This is a genomic window from Marinoscillum sp. (genome assembly GCF_040222955.1).
Taxonomy (GTDB): domain Bacteria; phylum Bacteroidota; class Bacteroidia; order Cytophagales; family Cyclobacteriaceae; genus Marinoscillum.
Genome location: NZ_JAVKCA010000021.1, coordinates 100480 through 119418, shown reverse-complemented (window position 1 = coordinate 119418; position 18939 = coordinate 100480). Strand labels below are relative to the sequence as shown.

Genomic DNA, 18939 nt, shown 5'->3' with positions numbered 1-18939 from the left:
GCTAATCTTTATTTCCCCGCATCATTCCCCGGTTAGACGCTTCAATAAATTTGATGATGTCATCTCGCTCGGCAGAAGGGTTCAACTCCATTTTTATTTTATCAAGCGCCTCTGTATTGTTGAGGCCGCTAAGGTAGAAGATTCGATAGATATCCTGTATTTCCCTGATTTTATCATTGGAAAAAGCCCTCCTTCTGAGACCGATTGAATTCACTCCGGCATAGGAGAGGGGGTCGCGGGCGGCCGTTACGTAAGGCGGCACGTCTTTTCTTACCAGCGAACCACCGGATATCATCGAGTGGGCACCAATTTTCACAAACTGATGGATGGCCGTGGTGCCGCCAATGAATGCATATTCCCCAATATGTACGTGCCCGGCCATTTGCACGGCATTGGCCAGAATAACGTGGTCCCTGATGACACAGTCATGAGCCACGTGTGTGTAGGCCATGAGTACACAGCTTCTGCCTATGTTGGTGTCATTTCTATCCAGTCTGGTTCCTTTATTGATGGTAACACACTCCCTGATGATGGTGTTGTCACCAATGGTGGCGGTGGATGGTTCGCCCTGGTATTTAAGGTCCTGGGGTTCGGCAGAGATTACGGCACCGGGAAATATCCGGCAGTTTTTTCCTATCCGGGCGCCATCCATGATGGTGGAGTTGGGGCCAATCCAGGTGCCTTCTCCTATCACCACATCGGCAGCTATGGAGCAAAAGGCTTCAATGGTTACGTTTTCGGCTATTTTTGCCTCGGGATGGATGTGCGAAAGCGTATTCGTCATACATCTTTTCTTACTATGCTGGCAGTCATAATTCCTTCACAGACCAGGTTGTTCCCCACATAAGCCACACCCTTCATTTTCGCAAAACCCCGTCTGATGGGCTGCATGAGTTCCAGTTTCATAACCAGTGTATCTCCGGGTACCACCATTTTCCTGAATTTGAAGTTTTCGATCCCCAAAAAGTAAGTCCAGTAGTTTTCAGGGTCGGGTACAGTATTGAGTACCAGTATACCACCGATCTGCGCCATGGCCTCCACCTGAAGTACACCGGGCATTACCGGATTTCCTGGAAAGTGACCAGCGAAGAATGGCTCATTCATGGTCACATTTTTGATGCCGGCTACCTGCTCATCATCCAGATGAAAGATCTTATCTATCAACAGGAAAGGATACCGATGGGGTAATATTTTGGAGATTTTATTGATGTCCAGAACAGCCGGTACTTTGGGGTCATACTGAGGAATGTGGATATGGCTGGCCTCACTCATGATCTTTTTCAGCTTCCGGGCAAAGGCCACGTTGGTGGTGTGGCCAGGCCTGGCTGCCAATATCTGTGCTTTGATGGGCCTCCCTACCAGGGCCAGGTCCCCAAGTACATCCAGTAGTTTATGCCTGGCCGGTTCGTTTGGAAAGAGGAGCTTCTCATCATTGAGAATACCCTCGCCATAAAACTCAATCTTTGGTTTATTCAGGAGTTTGCTCAGTTTCTCTACCTCTTCAGGTTTCACTTTTCTGTCCACTACCACCACCGCATTGCTGAGGTCACCACCTTTGATCAGGTCATTCTTATAGAGTTCTTCTATTTCATGAAGGAAACAAAAGGTACGGCTCCTGGCAATGTCATTTTGAAAATCTTCAAGCTTATTGAGGGAGGCATGCTGGCTCCCCAGCACTTTGGAGCTGTAGTCCACCATCACGGTCACGCGGTAATCGTCCAGTGGAAGTGCGGCTATTTCCACACCCAGACTTTTGTCCTGATAGAAGATACTCTCAGGGATTTCATAAAAGTTACGTTGGGCGTTTTGCTCTTCGATCCCCACTTTGAGGAAAGCGTCTACAAAAGGGCCGGCGCTTCCGTCCATGATAGGCGTCTCCTGACTGTCCAGCTGAATCAGAATATTGTCTATTTCCATTCCCACCAAAGCTGCCAGTACGTGTTCTATGGTTTGAACCCTTGCTCCATCTTTTTCCAGTGTGGTTCCCCGGTTTACATCGATTACATAGTCGACATCCGCTTCTATGAGGGGTTGGTCTTTGAGGTCGGTGCGCTGGAACTTGATGCCGTGGTTGGGGCGCGCAGGTTTGAAGGTGATGTTTGCCGCCACACCTGTGTGTAACCCCACGCCTGAGAGGGTTATTGGTTTTCTGATGGTCTGCTGGTAAACTTTCATTTTGGGCTGTTGGGGGTCAAATTTAGGATTTTTTGCTCAAGTTCCTGAATACGCACCATTACCTCAGGAAGCTTTTTGTAAATGGCGTAAGATTTCAGGTATCCCTGACGATCCATTGCGGGTACGCCAAACAGGATTTGATCAGATTTGGTGCTTTTAGTAACCCCGGATCGGGCGCCTACTTTGGTGTGATCGGCGATGTGAATGTGTCCTACAGTACCTACCTGCCCACCGATCATCACGTGTTTGCCCACTTTGGCCGAACCTGAAATGCCCGTTTGGGCCGCGATCACCGTGTCCTTGCCGATTTCCACATTGTGGGCAATCTGCACCAGGTTATCGATTTTCACTCCATCCTCAATGTAGGTGGTGCCCAGTGTGGCACAGTCGATGGTGGTATTGGCGCCGATATCCACGTGATCACCCAGCTTTACATTCCCCATTTGCGGGATGTTCTGATAAGAGCCATCGGGTCTGGGGGCAAAGCCAAAACCGTGAGAGCCGATGACTGCACCCGCCTGAATGTTGCAGTAAGCTCCAATGACCGTTCGTTCATAAATTTTAGCTCCTGGATAGATGATCGTGTGATCGCCAATCTTACAATGATCCCCAATGTGTACCTGAGGGTAGATTTTTACATTTTTTCCGATGGTGACATGGTCGCCTATGTAGGCAAAGGCACCCAGATAAAACCCGTCTGAGTAGGTGACACCAGCGCCCATATGTGCAGGTGATTCTATTCCGGTCTTTTTCAGAATGGAGAGTCGCTGATACTCGGCTTGCAGCGCTGTGAAACTCAGATAAGGGTCATTCACCCTGATGAGCGAGGTGTTGAGGGCGTGTTTAGGAATGAAGGTATCGCTTACGATGGCCGCTGCTGCCCGTGTACGGTAAAGGTGTTGCTGGTATTTTGGATTGGCCAAAAAAGAAACGGAATCTGGCTGAGCGTCTTCCAGACTCGAAATATTGGTGACGAGGGTATTCGGATCACCGGTTACTTCTCCATTCAATATCTCCGCAATTTGACCTACCGTTAAGTTCATGAGTGTGGTTTTACACCTGGCGTTCAGACGGGTAAAGATAGGTTTTTGGGAAAGCAGAGATAGTATTTCTTAACGATTTTACTCATGGCTTTAATGTTGGGCAGATCGGTGGCCTGCGCCACATCCACGACCTCTCCGCTCTTCATTAAAATATTGATGCTGCCACCCTTGGCGATATAAGCCGCATTGCTGATGGAGCCCTTTTGGATGAAATATTTGGCCTCCTGAGCGGAGTAGCCCTGGGAGATGAGTTGCTGCATGACATGATCAATTTGCTCCGTGCTGAATTTGTCATTGGATAAGCGAATACCGAACAGTCTGCGGTTGAGCAGGTCATTGCTCAGTTTACTCAGCACCACATCCCCGTGTGATTGCCACATCTTGATGGAACCCCATACATCCATATCATCCAGCATAGCAAAGACATCCAAAAGGTCCTTGTCGTCAAAGAACTCCTGCTGTGTGATGTTGCGCTCGAGGAATATCCTGAAGGCTGGCGTTGCGGGAATTTCTTTCCCACTTTGAGTGAGTTTTTTGGCACGCTTAATCAAGGAGATGAGCATCGCCTCGGCAGCAACAGCCGTTTTGTGGAGGTATACCTGCCAGTACATCAGCCGGCGGGCACTGAGAAAATTTTCGATACTGTAAATGCCCTTTTCTTCGACCACCAACTGATCATTTTCCACATTGAGCATCTTGATGATCCGCTCCGCACCAATGGTGCCTTCGTACACCCCCGTGAAAAAGCTGTCACGCTTCAGGTAGTCCAGCCGGTCCACGTCCAACTGGCTGGAGACCAGCTGATGAAGAAATTTCCGATGGTACTTTCCAGTGAAAATTTGTTTGGCCAACTCCAAACGACCTCCGAATTCTTTGTTGAGCTTATCAAAAATCCAAAGAGAAATTTGCTCATGCTGCACATCCTTAAACAAACTAAACTCCAGGGTATGAGAGAAAGGCCCGTGCCCAACATCGTGCAAAAGAATGGCCACAAGGGCAGCTTCATACTCGGCATCAAAGATCATGACCCCTTTGCTGCGGAGGGTGTCAAGGGTTTTCTGCATCAGATAAGTGGCCCCTATGGCATGATGAAACCTCGTGTGTAAGGCACCCGGGTAAACAAAGTCAGTGAGACCGAGTTGTTTGATCCTACGTAATCTTTGAAAATATGTGTGTTCAATAATATCAAAGACCAGTTCGTTAGGTATATTGATAAAGCCGTAAACGGGATCGTTTAAAATTTTCTTTTTGTTCAAATTGAAAAAGCGGTTTGATATTTGTTCACTTACGTCAAAAATAGATGAATGCAGAAATATAGAATTTTATGGGCTGATGATGAAATAGATCTCCTCAAGCCACACATCCTTTTTTTAAGTAATAAAGGCTTTGAGATCACCCCGGTCAACAGCGGATCGGATGCATTGGAGGAAATTGATCATCACACCTTTGATTTGGTTTTTTTAGATGAAAATATGCCTGGGATGTCCGGTCTGGAAACCCTGAACTATATTAAATCCACACACCCCAACCTGCCAGTGGTCATGATCACCAAAAGTGAAGAAGAACACATCATGGAGGAGGCCATAGGTGCGAAAATAGCCGATTACCTGATCAAACCACTGAACCCGAATCAAATACTCCTGTCTGTCAAGAAGATTCTGGACAATAAGCGAATCGTTTCTGAGCATACCAACCAAAGTTATCAGCAGGAATTTCAGAAGTTAAGTATGACTGTGCAGGACCTGGATGACTTTGAGGGGTGGGCTGACCTTTATAGAAAACTCGTTTACTGGGATCTGGAGATAGATAGCACTGACGATAAGAGCATGCTGGAAGTGCTGAATACCCAACGCTCGGAAGCTAATCAGCGGTTTTCTGACTTCATAGTGGATAACTACCGGGATTGGATTACCGATCCGGATGTGGACAGGCCGCTGCTCTCTCATCAGGTGCTCAAAAAGAAGGTATTTCCTTTACTGAAAAGTGAAAAGCCGGTTTTCCTCATAGTGATCGATAATCTCAGGTTTGATCAGTGGGAGATCCTGGAGCCGGAGATTTCCGAAATGTTTAACATCGCCCGAAAGGAGTACTACTATTCCATACTGCCTACCACCACAGCATATGCCAGAAATGCGCTCTTTGCCGGGCTGATGCCACTGGATATCGCCAGAAATCACCCGGACCTGTGGGTGGGTGAAGATGATGAAGATGGCAAAAACCTCTACGAGGAGCAGTTACTGATGAAGAATCTGGAGAAAGAACGACTCAATGTCAAGGCCAGTTATAACAAGATCATCAAGGCCAGTGATGGTAAGAACCTGACGGACAATGTCAAAAACCTGATGAAAAATGACTTCAATGCCATTGTATTCAATTTTGTAGACATGCTGTCGCATGCCCGCACAGATATGCAGATGATTCGTGAGTTGGCTCCTGATGAGTCGGCCTATCGCTCCATTACCAAGTCTTGGTTCTCCCATTCATCACTCTATGATCTCCTGCGTTACTTATCTGGTAAAGATGTGAAGGTGGTCATCACCACGGATCACGGCACCATCAGGGTAAAAAAACCCTACAAAATAGTAGGAGACAGAAATACCAATACCAACCTGCGGTACAAAGCAGGGCGTAATCTGGCCTTTGAAGAGAAAGGGGTACTGTTTACCAGAGATCCGGATGAATTCAGATTGCCTAAAGTAAACGTGAGCACAGCCTTTGCATTTGCCCGTGAAGATTTTTTCTTTGCCTATCCAAACAATTACAATTACTACGTAAACTTCTACAAAGACACCTTCCAGCATGGTGGGGTGAGCATGGAGGAGATGATCGTACCTTTGGTAGAGCTGGAGCCTAAATGAAAACAATTCTAATTCAGGATGAAGGAGCGCTGAATACAGTGGCCGATGCGCTGCTCCCGCTATTGGCGGAGCAGCGCATCGTGTGTTTCAATGGAGATATGGGGGCAGGAAAAACCACCCTGATCAAGGTAATCTGTGAGCGCCTTGGTGTTCAGGATTCCATGAGTTCTCCCACCTTTTCCATTGTGAATGAATACCGGGATACCGAGGATGCGCCAATTTATCACTTCGATTTTTACAGGATAGAAAAGCTACAGGAAGCCCTGGATATTGGGGTGGATGAATACTTTTACTCAGGAGATATTTGTCTGATCGAATGGCCGGAGATGATAAAAGAATTGATACCTGAAAATCACCTTGAAATAAGTATTAAATTAGTGGAAGACAATGGACGTGAAATAACCATAGCTTCACATGGCGGATAAAATGAAATCGGGTTTTGCGGAATTAGCCCGTGAGCGGAGCATGTACCCACAGGAGGCACCTGCAAAGATTAAGAAGGGATCAAAATCACTGTTTATTGGGGTACCCAAGGAGATTTCGTTGCAGGAAAGCAGGGTGACTTTAAAACCCGAGTCGGTAGAAGTGCTGGCTGCCAATGGGCACGAAATCTGGGTGGAGGCCGGGGCCGGGAAGTCCGCACATTATTCAGACAGGGAGTATAGCGAGGCTGGCGCCAAAATAGTCAGCTCAGCCAAGGAGGTTTTCAAGGCCAATATTATTTTGAAAGTGGAGCCTCCAACCATGGAGGAGATCGAATACCTCAACGATGGCGCTACGATTATTTCCGCTTTTCAGTCCGGTCGTCAATCAGTGGAATATATTCATGCCCTCAACGCAAAAAAGATCACTGCCATTGCCTACGAATTTATAGAAGACAAAGTAGGGGGGCTTCCGCTGGTACGGGCCATGAGTGAAATAGCCGGCAGTGCGGTGATGCTTATCGCGGCTGAACTACTGAGCAATACCAATGGCGGACAAGGGGTGATCCTTGGTGGTATCACAGGTGTACCGCCAACTCAGGTGGTGATCCTCGGTGCGGGCACTGTGGCAGAATATGCAGCCAGAGCTTCTATCGGGCTGGGTGTGGATATTCAGATTTTTGACAATCATATCTATAAGCTGAGGCGAATCAAGCATGCGCTGGGGCAGCAGATTCATACCTCTACCATTGACAATGCCACACTGGAGAGTGCCATCAGTAAGGCCGATGTATTGATAGGAGCTATCCGTGCCGAAAAGGGGCGGAATAAGTGTGTGATTACCGAAGAGATGGTCGCTAAGATGAAGCCCGGTTCGGTAATCATAGATGTGAGCATCGATCAGGGTGGGTGCATTGAGACCAGCGAGATGACCAGCCACAAGAAACCAACTTTTAAGAAACACGACGTGATCCACTACTGTGTGCCCAACATAGCTTCCAGGGTATCACGAACGGCTTCCATTGCCATCTCCAATATTTTCACACCCATACTCCTGCATGTGGCAGATGCAGGCGGGGTGGATGAGATGATCTTCAACCACCCCTGGTTTATGCGCGGGGTTTATACCTATCGCGGGAGCATCTGCAATATTCACCTGGCCCGCAAGTTTAATCTCGGCTATAAAGACCTGAATCTGTTGATGGCGGCCAGGTTCTGACTTACTGCTTGATGAACCTGGTGAGTTGAGAGATGCTGCCTTGAATAGAGATAAAGTATACTCCCGGCTCCAGTTCGGAAATGTCAAGTTCCATCTTTTCCTTGCTGATTTGGAAATCAGCCAGTGACTTTCCTGATACATCTGAAAGCCTCAACAAATGGCCAATATGGTCTTTTCGTAGAGATACTTTCAGGATCCGATCCACCGGATTGGGCCATATGTTCATTTCCAAATCATCATCAGTATGCAGCGGGTCACAGTTTCCCGCAACTACTACATTCACTACTTCAGAGGTCTCATTCCCCGAAACATCAGTCAGGGTAACCGTGATCTGATGGGTGCCAATGTCCTCACATCCGAAAGTTTCTTTAGAGAGTTTTATCTGATCCAAACCGCAATTGTCTGAACTTCCATTATCTACCGCTTCAGCGGTGAGATTTGCTGTACCCAGAGGATCGAGCTGGATAGTGAGACCCTGAAGAATGGCCGTGGGGGCAGTGCGATCTACAATGGTAACAGAGGCACTGCTCACTGTACTGTGGCCACTCTTATCTGTGAGGGTAACGACCACTTCGTTATTTCCTAAATCATCACAGGTAAATGTTTCCTTACTCAGGACAAAGGTTTCAATGTTGCAATTGTCGGTGCTGCCGTCATCAATATCTTCCCTGGAGATGTTGACAGTCCCCTGATCATCTAAGTTGAGAGTAAGGTTCTTCAGGTGAACTGTCGGAGCCACCGGGTCTGCCACTGTTACCTGTGTGGTGGCTGTGGTCGCATTCCCATTGGCGTCTTTCAGGGTTACTGTGATTTCATTTTCTCCCAAATCATCACAGGTGAATGTTTCCTTACTCAGGTCAAAGCTTTCAATGCTACAATTGTCGGTGCTGCCGTCATCAATGTCTTCCCTGGAGATGTTGATAGTGCCCTGATCGCCCAGGCTAAGAGTGATGTTCTTCAGGTGAGCTGCCGGAGCTATCTCGTCCGTTACTGTTACTTGTGTGGTAGCTGTGGTCGCATTCCCGCTGGCGTCTTTCAGGGTTACGGTGATTTCATTTTCTCCCAAATCATCACAGGTGAATGTTTCCTTACTCAGGACAAAGCTTTCAATGCTGCAATTGTCAGTGCTGCCGTCATCAATGTCTCCCATTGAAATACTTGCAGTTCCTTGCTCATCCAGACTTAGGGTAACGTCCGTAAGATGAGCTACCGGAGCAATCAGGTCAGTCACGGTTACCAGTGTGGTGACTGTGGTCGCATTCCCGGTGGGGTCTTGCAGTGTTACCTGAATTTCGTTTTCACCCAGGTCATCACAGGTGAATACCGCCTTGCTCATTGCGATGGTCTCTATTGAGCAGTTGTCTGAGCTGCCGTTATCTATCCCCGAAAAGCTTATTTCCCCTGTTCCGTTTGTTGCCAGCTCAACTGTAGCGGTTTTGAGTAAAGCAATAGGTGCTATGGAGTCCACGAGAATGACTTGAAGCTGGGCTTCCGTGGTGTTGCCGTTAAGATCTTCCGCGTTTAGGGTGATCATTTGTGAGCCCACATTTTCACAATCGAAGGTTGTTTTACTGAAGTTGGTAGTCATATGGCCACAGTTGTCCGATACCAGTGACATCTGCTGGTCAGGCGTCAAAGCAGCATTGCCCGTCGGATCAAGGTAGAGTGTGAGTGTAATATCCTCCACCATCGGGCTGAGTGTGTCCGCAATGGTAATGCTCACCGTTTGATTAGTTATATTTTGATTGGCATCTGTAGCTGTGAGCAGGAGGTCGTTTATACCAACATCTTCACAATCAAAATTGGTTTGATTTAGAACTATGGAAATGGAACCCGAATATGGATCATAACTCGATCCGGCAATGGCCTCAGCCGGGACTGTGACACTTCCCGTGTGATCCAGGTAAAAAAGGGCGCCTGCTGGAACAATGATTGGGGGAACATCGTCTATTACCGCCACTATAAAGGTACTTTCGAATGTCCCCCCGCCGCTATCACTAACCTGAATGCGGATAAAGTATTCACCAGCCGCCAGATGAGCATTCAGGATGATCAGGGCATTTTCTTGAATTTTGAAAAGCGCATTATGAGTACTGCCTTCACCCGACACGAGTGCATAAGTATGTAGGTCGTCCGCATCCGCGTCTGCTGTACTTAGCAGGCCCACCTGTGCATTTTCTCCGGCACTTTGGGTAATGCTAGGGTGAGAAAGGCTCAACGACACTGGACTGCGGTTAGGGTTGAGCGTATTGATCCAGTATTGCGTGAGCGCAAAATCTGAACTGATCTCATTCACACCGGAGACTAGCACGTCCAGATCGCTGTCCCCATCCACATCCGCCCATTTGATCACCCCAAAGGTTATTTGAGGGAAATAGGCCTGCGTATCAAAGAAGGCGTTGCCATCATTTCTCAGCACTGTGGACAGGTAATCGGAGTGGCCGGTTTCTCCTGTCAGCAGAATGTCCAGGTCTCCATCATGGTCATAGTCTCCCCATTCGGCGTGTCCGAAGCCTACTCCTGGTAAGTTTACTTCAGCCTCCTGGAAGGTGTTGTTTTCGTTTTTGAAGATGATCGTTCGGGGAGTGAGGTCAATGTTTCTGCCGACTGCCAGCAGGTCAGCATCTCCATCGTTATCATAATCACCCCAGTTTAAGGCAGACTCGGAAAGGCCCTCCAGACTTGCAGTTTCGGTGAAAGTATTGTCGATATTGGTGTAAATGATGGTGTAAAGAATAAACTGTCCATCACCAGATAGCGCCAGGTCCAGATCTCCGTCATTGTCATAATCGCCCCAGGCCAGGTCTCCATAGGTTACTCCCCTCAGGTCACTTTCTGTATCCACAAAATGGCCATGATCATTTCGGTAGATTTTGCTTATTTTGACACTGGACACTGTGATGCCAGATAGTGCCAGGTCAAGGTCTCCGTCCCCATCATAATCGCCCCATGCCATGGCACCGGATGAAACTTCAACTATGTCGGCTTCTATGTCTATGAAGGTGCCTTCATCATTTCGGTATACTTTACTTGCACCGCCTAATGCCAGGTCAAGGTCCCCATCTCCATCATAATCACCCCATTTAGCAGGGCCATCACCGGCCAAAGCCAGGCCAGCCTCTATATCAATGAAAACCCCCTGTTCATTCTTATAAATCCGGGTGATTTCGGGGCCTCCCGTGATGACCAGGTCCATGTCTCCATCCCCGTCATAGTCGCCCCAGTCTGCCTCGCTAAAGTAAAGATCGGGGAGATGGGCAGAATTGAGACTGTCTATAATGAACTCCTGATTAGGAGCCATGTCATTGATTATCCGAATGTGAAAAGTGTCTGACTGGGTAAGTTCTCCATCGCTTACCTGCACGATGACGGGGAAGGTTCCCGGCCACATTTGGAATGTTTTGCGGGCATAGAGTTTGTCTTCTGAAATGTAAAAGGCGTTGTAGAAGGTACCAGACACGGCAGGTCCATCAATGATGCTGAAGGTCAGTTCATCAGAGGAGTTGGCGTCACGAGCTGATAATTCACCGATCAGGGCATTTTCGCCTGCTGAAAGACTGACCTCAAGGTTGCTGAGATGAAGGGAATCAGGGGCAAAGTTCGGATCAGTATTGTTGATCCAAAACTCAGAGAATGGTGCCGAGGATTCATAGCTCATGCCTGAAACGAGGACATCAAGGTCGAAATCATGGTCATAGTCTATCCACTTCACTTCGCCGTAGTACGTGAGCGGAAACTCCTGATTCAATACATTAAAAACTCCCTCATCGTTTTGGTAAATCCGTGCAATGGACGTTCCCTGTCCGGTAGTGTCACCGGCGATGAGGATGTCCAAGTCACCGTCACCTTCAAAATCACCCCACTGGACTGAGCCAAACAGGGTGCCTGTAATGGGTGCTTCTATCAGGATAAAGTCACTGATGTCATTTCTATAAATCAGGCAGACTACCTCTAAATCTGCAGTTTGCCCGGAAAGGAGAAGGTCAGCATCCCCGTCTCCGTCATAGTCGCCCCAGTCCTGATAGGCATTCGTAAGGCCGGTGAAAGCTATCCCGGTGTCCGTGAAGGCTCCATCCTCATATTGATAGAGTCGGGCCTCCATTTCAAAATAGCCATCTCCACTGATGAACAAATCGAGATCACCATCCAGGTCATAATCGACCCACTGTACAGTTCCGGCTATTTGTTCCAGGTTTGTTTCTGTGTCTACAAATACACCATTGTCATTTCTATAGATTCGTGCATCGTTTTCAAAGTCAGCGTTACTCCCGCTCATGGCTATATCCAGATCTCCATCTGCGTCATAGTCTCCCCATCTGGCATCACTGTATCCGGTTTGTCCCAGGGGTAGGAGATTGGCACCCAGGTCCTGAAAAACTCCGTCAGTGTTGCGGTAAACCGAAGATACAGGTCCATTGTCGCTCATTCCGGTAAGGAGGAGGTCAAGGTCACCGTCTCCGTCAAAGTCTCCCCAGTCCAGGGCGCCTCCATAGAATGGGGTTATTTCTGTCTCAACAGGGAGCAGTGTCCCGCCATCATTTTGATATATTTCACATACGTTTCCCGCAGGAGAGATTCCGTTGATTACAAGGTCCTGGTCTCCATCCTGGTCGTAGTCTCCCCAGGCGATGTTGCTGAACCCCACGTCGGTGAGTGCCACCGATATGCTTTCTGATTTTGTGAAGGTTTGTGCTGTGGCAAAATTGAGAACGGTGAAAATACCGCCTATAAGTACTAAGAATTTCATGATCTGGCTTATTTGGTTTGGTATGACAAACCTCTGAAGATCATGGTGCCGTGGGTGTCAGTTTTGTCGCAAAGGCTTGCGTTTTTGTTGCAAAAGAGACATTTATCAGGATTTTTCTAAGAATCAACCGGTTTTTTGGTCACCTCACCAGGGGAAATGCCAAACTCCTCCCGGAAGGAGGCGGCAAAGTAGCCCGGGCTGGAGAAGCCGGTCATATAAGCGATTTCGGATACATTTCCGGCTTGTTTTTTCAGCAACTCAAAAGCCCTTTGCAGTCGCATGGTTCTGATCATTTTTTTAGGAGACTGCCCAATAATGGCGGTGAGCTTGCGATGAAGCTGGCTTCTGCTCATGCCAATAAGTTCACCGAGCTTCTCAACGGTGAAGGTTTCCTGAGCCAGGTGTTCCTCCATAAGGCTGAGTACTTTGTTCAGAAACTGCTTATCGAGTGATGGCACATCCAGATCATCGGCTTTTGTAATAAACGTACCGGAAAATTTATTTCTGATTTTCCTGCGGTTGATCAGGAGGGTGGAAATTCTGGCCATCAGTTCTTTCCGGTCAAAGGGCTTCACCACGTAATCATCGGCCGCCGCTTCCAGCCCCTGTACTTTGCTGGATGGATCACCCTTCGCAGTAAGTAGTATGACAGGGATATGGTTGGTGAGCTCATGGGTTTTGAGTGTCCGGGTGACTTCTATGCCGTCTTTTTCGGGCATCATCACGTCGCAAAGGATCAGGTCCGGTAGTTCCTGCAGAGCTAAATCAATCCCTTGCTTGCCTGTTTCGGCTGTGAAGACATGATAGGTGTCCTCCAGAAGATCGGTCAAGTAACTCCGAATTTCCTGATTATCATCGATGATGAGTAAGCGCTCAGCTTCGGTCGGTTGGTTCTCTTCAGGCTTTTTCCGGTCAATCAAGACAGTGTCCGGAATGGCTGTTAAGGACTGTTTTTCAGGTTGTTGGGGGTCTTCCGCTTCTGAAAACCGGGCATCACCTGCTGGTAAGGTAATCACAAACGTAGTCCCAAATCCGGGTTTGCTCTCCACTTCTATGTTACCGTTCAGTCGGTCTACCAGAGCTTTCACAATGCTCAGCCCTATCCCTGAGCTGCCCTGCAGATCGCTCTCAGTGTGATAGAAGCGCTCAAAAATATGTGTGAGCTGATCTGGGGAAATCCCGCGACCTGTATCCCGCACGGTCAGAAGGATCTCAGAATGGTTGCTTTCCAGTCGGATCAGGATTTGTCCACCTTCGTGTGAGAACTTGAAAGCATTCCCAATGAGGTTGATCAGTATTTTCTCTATGCTGTCCTTATCAAACCAAAGGGAAATCGGCTCCCCAGGAACCTCCACGATCAGGTCAATTTTCTTTACCTCACTCAGGGACTCAAATGACCCGGCAATCCCTTTCACGAAAGCACTCAGGTCTCCCTGAATCATCTGCAGAGGTAAGACACCGGCTTCCAGTTTGGAAATGTCCATGATCTGATCGACAAGGTTCATGAGGCGCTTTCCGTTCTGGTCCGCGAGTTTCAATTGTTTCAGTTGCTCAGGGGTGAGGTTGCTTCCATAGTCTATTAACTGTTGCACGGGGCCGGAAATTAGCGTGAGCGGGGTCCTGATTTCGTGAGAAATGTTAGTGAAAAAACGTGTCTGCAGGGCATTTACTTCCTTGATCTTCTCGGATTGTGTTGTGATCAGTTCTTTGTCGTGCTCCAGTTGCTGGTTTTTCTTGTTGATCACACTCAGATAGTATTGGTTGGTGGCGTAGAAAACCTGAAAAATGGGCAGGAGCATCAGGAACAGGAAAATAGGGTTGTAGTTAAATTCAGCATCCATTTGCTGGTTGATCAGTTTGGGCAAATGAAAAGACACCAGACCCACTACGAAAAACAGATAGATTTTGAGTTTGCTGGTGAAAAGCATGACTGCTGAAACAGACCAGATCAGAAAATAATATTCGTAGGAGAAAAGGGGGTTGACAAAAGTGGCCAGCACAAATATGATGCTCCATGTGATCAGGTGAAAATTGAACCGACAAAGCCGGAAGCTCCATTTGAGAAGGAAAAGGTTTCCTATCATGAGCCCGATCAGTCCCAGGTCAATGAAAAAAGGCTGCGGATCAAACGGGCTGATGTTTACGATCATCCCCAATACGCCTGTGAGTACGGTGACCATATGGCCATATATGAGGTATTTGGCTTTGCTGGACACCACCCAATCGGACGTATCGAGGCGATCGGGCAGGAAGTATTTCAGGAGCTGGTTGACCATGGATGCATGTAAATTTCAGGCGAAACAGTATGTGCAAGGTCAAATATCATGATAAATCCTTAAATGGATTGATAAAAACAAGAGGGGCCCACTTTTGGTGGGCCCCTCCTGGATAAGGTCTGGTCGCAGGTCTTAGCTACCCAATGAGGCGATGCTTGCCTCCAATGAAGCAATTTTAGCCTCGGCATCTGCCAGTTTTTTCTTTTCCATAGCCACCACCTGCTCGGGTGCTCCACTCACGAAGCGCTCGTTGCTGAGTTTTTTCTCCACAGAATTTTTGAATCCAATGGTGTATCCCAGCTCTTCTGTGAGCTTTTTGCGTTCAGCTTCCACATCTATCTGCTCACTTACGGGCACGAACAGCTCATGGGACTGTACCACAAAGCTGAAGCAATTGTCTGGCTTTTCCTCTGTGAAGTCCAGTGATGATACATTGGCCATTTTCTGAACCGACGCAGAGATCTGCTCGAAAAGGGCTTTGTCGGACGTGTTGACCATCAGTGCAAGTTCTTCTTTTGGGGATAGCCCCTTGCTGTTGCGGAGATTCCTGATGTTGGTGGTAATTTCAAACAACAAGTCCCCTGAAGTCAGTACACCCTTATCGAATGACTTACTTTCAGGCCATGCAGCTTTGATCAGGCAATCGTTTTCGTCACGTTCCTGAATCGTGTGCCAGATTTCTTCAGTGATAAAAGGCATGAAAGGATGCAGCGTCTTCACCACCAGCTCGAAAAAGGCGATGGTTTGGTCATAAGTCTGCTGATCGATCGGTTGCTCAAACCCAGGCTTGATCCACTCCAGGTACCAGCTGCAGAAGTCATTCCACACCAGCTTGTAGGCAGTCATGAGTGCATCAGAAAGACGGTACCTGGAGAAGTGATCTTCCAGCTCGTCCTTAGCAGCGTAGAAGCGGTTTTCAAACCATTTGGCGGCCAAAGCATTTTCTTCACTTTGAGGCTGATCCACCGTTTTCCATCCCTTGACCAGGCGGAAGGCATTCCAAAGTTTGTTGGAGAAATTACGCCCTTGCTCCACCAGTTTTTCATCAAAAAGCAGATCGTTTCCGGCAGGAGAGGAGAAAAGCATGCCTGTGCGAACGCCATCCGCTCCATATTGCTTGATCAGATCCAGTGGATCCGGGGAGTTACCCAACGACTTGGACATCTTTCTGCGCTGCTTGTCACGGACGATTCCGGTCAGATACACATTTTTAAATGGTTTTTCACCCTTGTACTCATAACCGGCTATGATCATCCTGGCCACCCAGAAAAAGAGGATTTCGGGCGCTGTTACCAGCGTGTCAGTAGGGTAGAAATAATCCAGTTCGGCGTTTTTGCCATTGACCACTTTCCCGGTTTCCGTGTCAAAAGAATCCTCATTGAAGCCATCAAAAACGGCCAAAGGAAACAACCAGGAGGAAGCCCAGGTATCCAATACGTCTTCGTCTTGTTTTAGGTCTGCGGCGGTGAGTGTCTTACCCGATTTCTCACAAGCCAAAATCACCGCTTCCTCCAAAGACTCAGCCACTACATAGTCTTCTTCCCCCTCGCCATAGTAGTAGGCAGGAATTCGCTGACCCCACCATAGCTGACGCGAAATACACCAGTCACGCACATTTTCCATCCAGTGGTTGTAGGTGTTCTTGAACTTAGGTGGGTGGAGGAGTATTTCGTCTTCCATCACCACCTTGTGGGCTGTGCGGGAGATTTCCTTCATTTTGATAAACCACTGCAGGGAAAGCTTGGGCTCCACCACGGTATTGGTGCGCTCGGAGCGACCTATCCGGGTAACGAAATCTTCTTCCTTGAGCAGGAACTCAGCGGCCTTCAGGTCTTTGACAATTTGCTTTCTGACCACAAACCGATCCACACCCACAAATTTATCGATGCCACAGTTTGCATTGAGGGTACCATCCAGGTTGATGGTGTCTATCACTTCCAAACCATGGCGCTGACCGATCTCATAGTCATTGGGGTCGTGCGCCGGAGTTACTTTGAGGCATCCGGTACCGAAATCCAGCTCCACATAGTCGTCACCAATGATCGGAATCTCACGATTCACGAAGGGCACAATGGCTTTTTGGCCAATGAGGTGAGCATGACGCTCGTCCTTCGGATTCACCGCAATGGCCGCATCGCCCAGGATGGTTTCCGGTCGCACCGTGGCAATGGTGACAAAGTCTTCAGAGCCAGCAATCCTGTATTTCACATAGTAAAGGGTGACCTGTTCACCACCTTCTTTATAGATCACTTCTTCGTTGGAAAGGGCTGTCTTGGCCTCACAGTCCCAGTTGATCATTCGGAGGCCTCTGTAGATAAATCCTTTTTTGTGGAGGTCATTGAATACCGTAATCACAGCCTTGTAATAGCCTTCATCCATGGTGAAGGACGTGCGGTCCCAGTCGCAGGAAGCACCGAGTTTTTTCAGTTGCTCCAGGATGATGCCCCCGTATTTTTCTTTCCATTCCCAGGCGTACTTAAGAAACTCATCTCTTGAGAGGTCACTCTTTTTGATGCCTTTTTCGCGAAGCATAGCCACCACTTTGGCTTCTGTGGCAATGGATGCATGGTCTGTACCGGGTACCCAGCAGGCTTCTTTGCCTTCCATTCTTGCCTTTCTGATAAGCACATCCTGGATGGTGTTATTGAGCATGTGACCCATGTGCAATACGCCGGTGACATTCGGTGGGGGAATCACGATTGAGTAGGGTTCCTTTTCAGGGTTCACCTTGGCTTTGAAAAAGCCTTTTTCCATCCAATGGCTATACCATTTGTCTTCGGTTTGTGCCGGGTCGTATTTAGTAGAAATCTCCATCGAGAAGCGTCGAATATTTTTGAAATGAATTTAAGAGCGCAAAGTTAATTCTTTAATTGGAAGGAGAATGGTGGGTGGACGTCAGGTAAATAATTTTAAACATTCTAAATCCGATAATTCTTTATGTTACGTACGTTAGCTAGATTCTGCAAAAGGAATCTTTTAGAAACTGAATCAATCAACCTATTTTAAAAGATATGATAACTAACCCTGCCATTGCCCATCAATCAAATTCACTGGCCAGACATGAAGAAGAACGTGATGTAATGTGGAAGCAGCTTTTGAGTCTGACTTTGCTTTATGCCTCCGTAATTATAGGCTGGATCGCCTACTACAACTATCAGCCCAAGCTTCTGGAAGCATACAATTTCACCAACCTGACCCTGTTCTTATTTGTTACGCAGGGAATCATTATGGTCATTACACCGATGATTGCAGGGCGTTTGGGAGATAGATTTCGTGGTAAGGCCGGTAAACGTCTGCCGATCATCTCCGCAGGCGTGAGTTTTGCAGCGATGATCTTTATGGCTACGGCTTTTACCTTATACACCGAGCCGGGGCCTGTTTTTAAGTGGATATTGCCGGGATTGATTACGTTATGGTTGTTTTCCATGGCGCTTTTCACCAGTCCGGCCATTTCTACCATTGAGCTTTTTGTCCCGGTGAAAAAGTTGCCAACTGCCATGGCGCTGCTGACTATTGTCTATGGCTTGTTGTATTCTATTGAGCCGGTTATCGTGGATATCATTGATTTCCTGGGTGCCCCATTGACCTTTGTGGCGGGCGGTGTTGCAGTGTTTTTTAGTGGACTCTTAATGAGGAAAAATACTAAAATAATGGTGGATGTCCCCAAAAAGACGGAACTGGCCAAATCTGACTATACCTATGCTTTTGTACTGGGCATTGCTTTGGGACTTTCTACTACTCTACTCTTCAATATGTTTCCGGATTGGTTTGAGCAAAAGAACTTCCATTTCTTTGGGATATCCGGAAATGGAGCTGTCTCTGTGATCCTGGCCATGGTAGCCATCTTATCTCTTCCTTTGAGCAAGTTCACGGAGAGCCGGTCTATTTACTTTACCATTCTCCTGAGCATACTGGCATCCTTTGCTGTGGTGGCGGGTATTTATTTCACTGACAATTACGCATTGCTCGTGGTACTTATTGTGCTCTTTGCGCTGTTTTACAGCATGATGTCCGTAAGCTTTTTGCCTTTGGCCCTTACTGTCATCAGGGATCAGCACAAAGTCTTCGGTGTAGGAGTATTCTTCGCTGGATTTGAGCTTCCCAATGGGATTTTGGAGGCCATTCTGGTTGCGCAGGGTAATTTCTAAAAAGCCTTTTTTGATAAGGCATTGTAACCTTATATCATTGCATCTGTTAAT

Annotated in this window: 11 protein-coding genes; 4 read left to right on the top strand and 7 right to left on the bottom strand. The window is 47.6% G+C overall.

Annotated elements, in window-relative coordinates; all coding sequences use genetic code 11:
- Position 1: 1 nt before the first annotated feature.
- Genes lpxA through RIH33_RS18235 form a run of 4 tightly spaced genes read right to left on the bottom strand, consistent with a single transcriptional unit; the run spans position 2 to position 4474 of the window.
- Positions 2-784 (bottom strand): acyl-ACP--UDP-N-acetylglucosamine O-acyltransferase, encoded by a 783-nt coding sequence (gene lpxA / locus RIH33_RS18250; RefSeq protein WP_406652718.1) that lies wholly within the window; start codon positions 782-784, stop codon positions 2-4.
- Positions 781-2175: a bifunctional UDP-3-O-[3-hydroxymyristoyl] N-acetylglucosamine deacetylase/3-hydroxyacyl-ACP dehydratase gene (locus RIH33_RS18245; RefSeq protein ID WP_406652717.1), complete on the bottom strand. Its 1395-nt coding sequence runs from the start codon at positions 2173-2175 to the stop codon at positions 781-783. Before RIH33_RS18245 ends, lpxA begins: the two co-directional genes overlap by 4 nt.
- Entirely contained in the window at positions 2172-3218 is a 1047-nt protein-coding gene (gene lpxD / locus RIH33_RS18240; RefSeq protein ID WP_406652715.1) for a UDP-3-O-(3-hydroxymyristoyl)glucosamine N-acyltransferase, read from the bottom strand. The genes RIH33_RS18245 and lpxD overlap by 4 nt, the downstream gene beginning before the upstream one ends.
- Before the next feature lie 23 nt (positions 3219-3241).
- A complete protein-coding gene (locus RIH33_RS18235; protein ID WP_406652714.1) occupies positions 3242-4474 on the bottom strand; it encodes an HD domain-containing protein in 1233 nt (410 codons plus the stop codon).
- A 48-nt stretch (positions 4475-4522) separates the two neighbouring features.
- Here RIH33_RS18235 and RIH33_RS18230 point away from each other — a divergent pair, with 48 nt between their 5' ends.
- From RIH33_RS18230 to RIH33_RS18220, 3 genes are read left to right on the top strand one after another with little or no spacing between them, the layout of a single operon-like run.
- Positions 4523-6076, top strand: a complete 1554-nt coding sequence (locus RIH33_RS18230) for a PglZ domain-containing protein (RefSeq protein ID WP_406652713.1) — start codon at positions 4523-4525, stop codon at positions 6074-6076.
- Positions 6073-6501 carry a tRNA (adenosine(37)-N6)-threonylcarbamoyltransferase complex ATPase subunit type 1 TsaE gene (gene tsaE, locus RIH33_RS18225; protein ID WP_406652712.1) on the top strand — a complete coding sequence of 143 codons (429 nt, stop codon included), beginning with the start codon at positions 6073-6075 and terminating at the stop codon, positions 6499-6501. The genes RIH33_RS18230 and tsaE overlap by 4 nt, the downstream gene beginning before the upstream one ends.
- Entirely contained in the window at positions 6491-7717 is a 1227-nt protein-coding gene (locus RIH33_RS18220; RefSeq protein ID WP_406652710.1) for an alanine dehydrogenase, read from the top strand. Before tsaE ends, RIH33_RS18220 begins: the two co-directional genes overlap by 11 nt.
- 1 nt (position 7718) lies before the next feature.
- Here the strand turns inward: RIH33_RS18220 and RIH33_RS18215 are convergent, their stop codons facing one another.
- The 3 genes from RIH33_RS18215 to RIH33_RS18205 all read right to left on the bottom strand — a co-directional run bounded on the left by RIH33_RS18215 (position 7719) and on the right by RIH33_RS18205 (position 17554).
- Positions 7719-12464 (bottom strand): T9SS type A sorting domain-containing protein, encoded by a 4746-nt coding sequence (locus RIH33_RS18215; protein WP_406652708.1) that lies wholly within the window; start codon positions 12462-12464, stop codon positions 7719-7721.
- Positions 12465-12580: 116 nt separating this feature from the next.
- Positions 12581-14740 (bottom strand): ATP-binding protein, encoded by a 2160-nt coding sequence (locus RIH33_RS18210; protein ID WP_406652706.1) that lies wholly within the window; start codon positions 14738-14740, stop codon positions 12581-12583.
- A 132-nt stretch (positions 14741-14872) separates the two neighbouring features.
- Positions 14873-17554: a valine--tRNA ligase gene (locus RIH33_RS18205; protein ID WP_406652705.1), complete on the bottom strand. Its 2682-nt coding sequence runs from the start codon at positions 17552-17554 to the stop codon at positions 14873-14875.
- Between the two features lie 197 nt (positions 17555-17751).
- Here RIH33_RS18205 and RIH33_RS18200 point away from each other — a divergent pair, with 197 nt between their 5' ends.
- On the top strand, positions 17752-18888 hold the full coding sequence (locus RIH33_RS18200) for an MFS transporter (RefSeq protein ID WP_406652703.1): 1137 nt from the start codon (positions 17752-17754) through the stop codon (positions 18886-18888).
- Positions 18889-18939 lie beyond the last annotated feature (51 nt).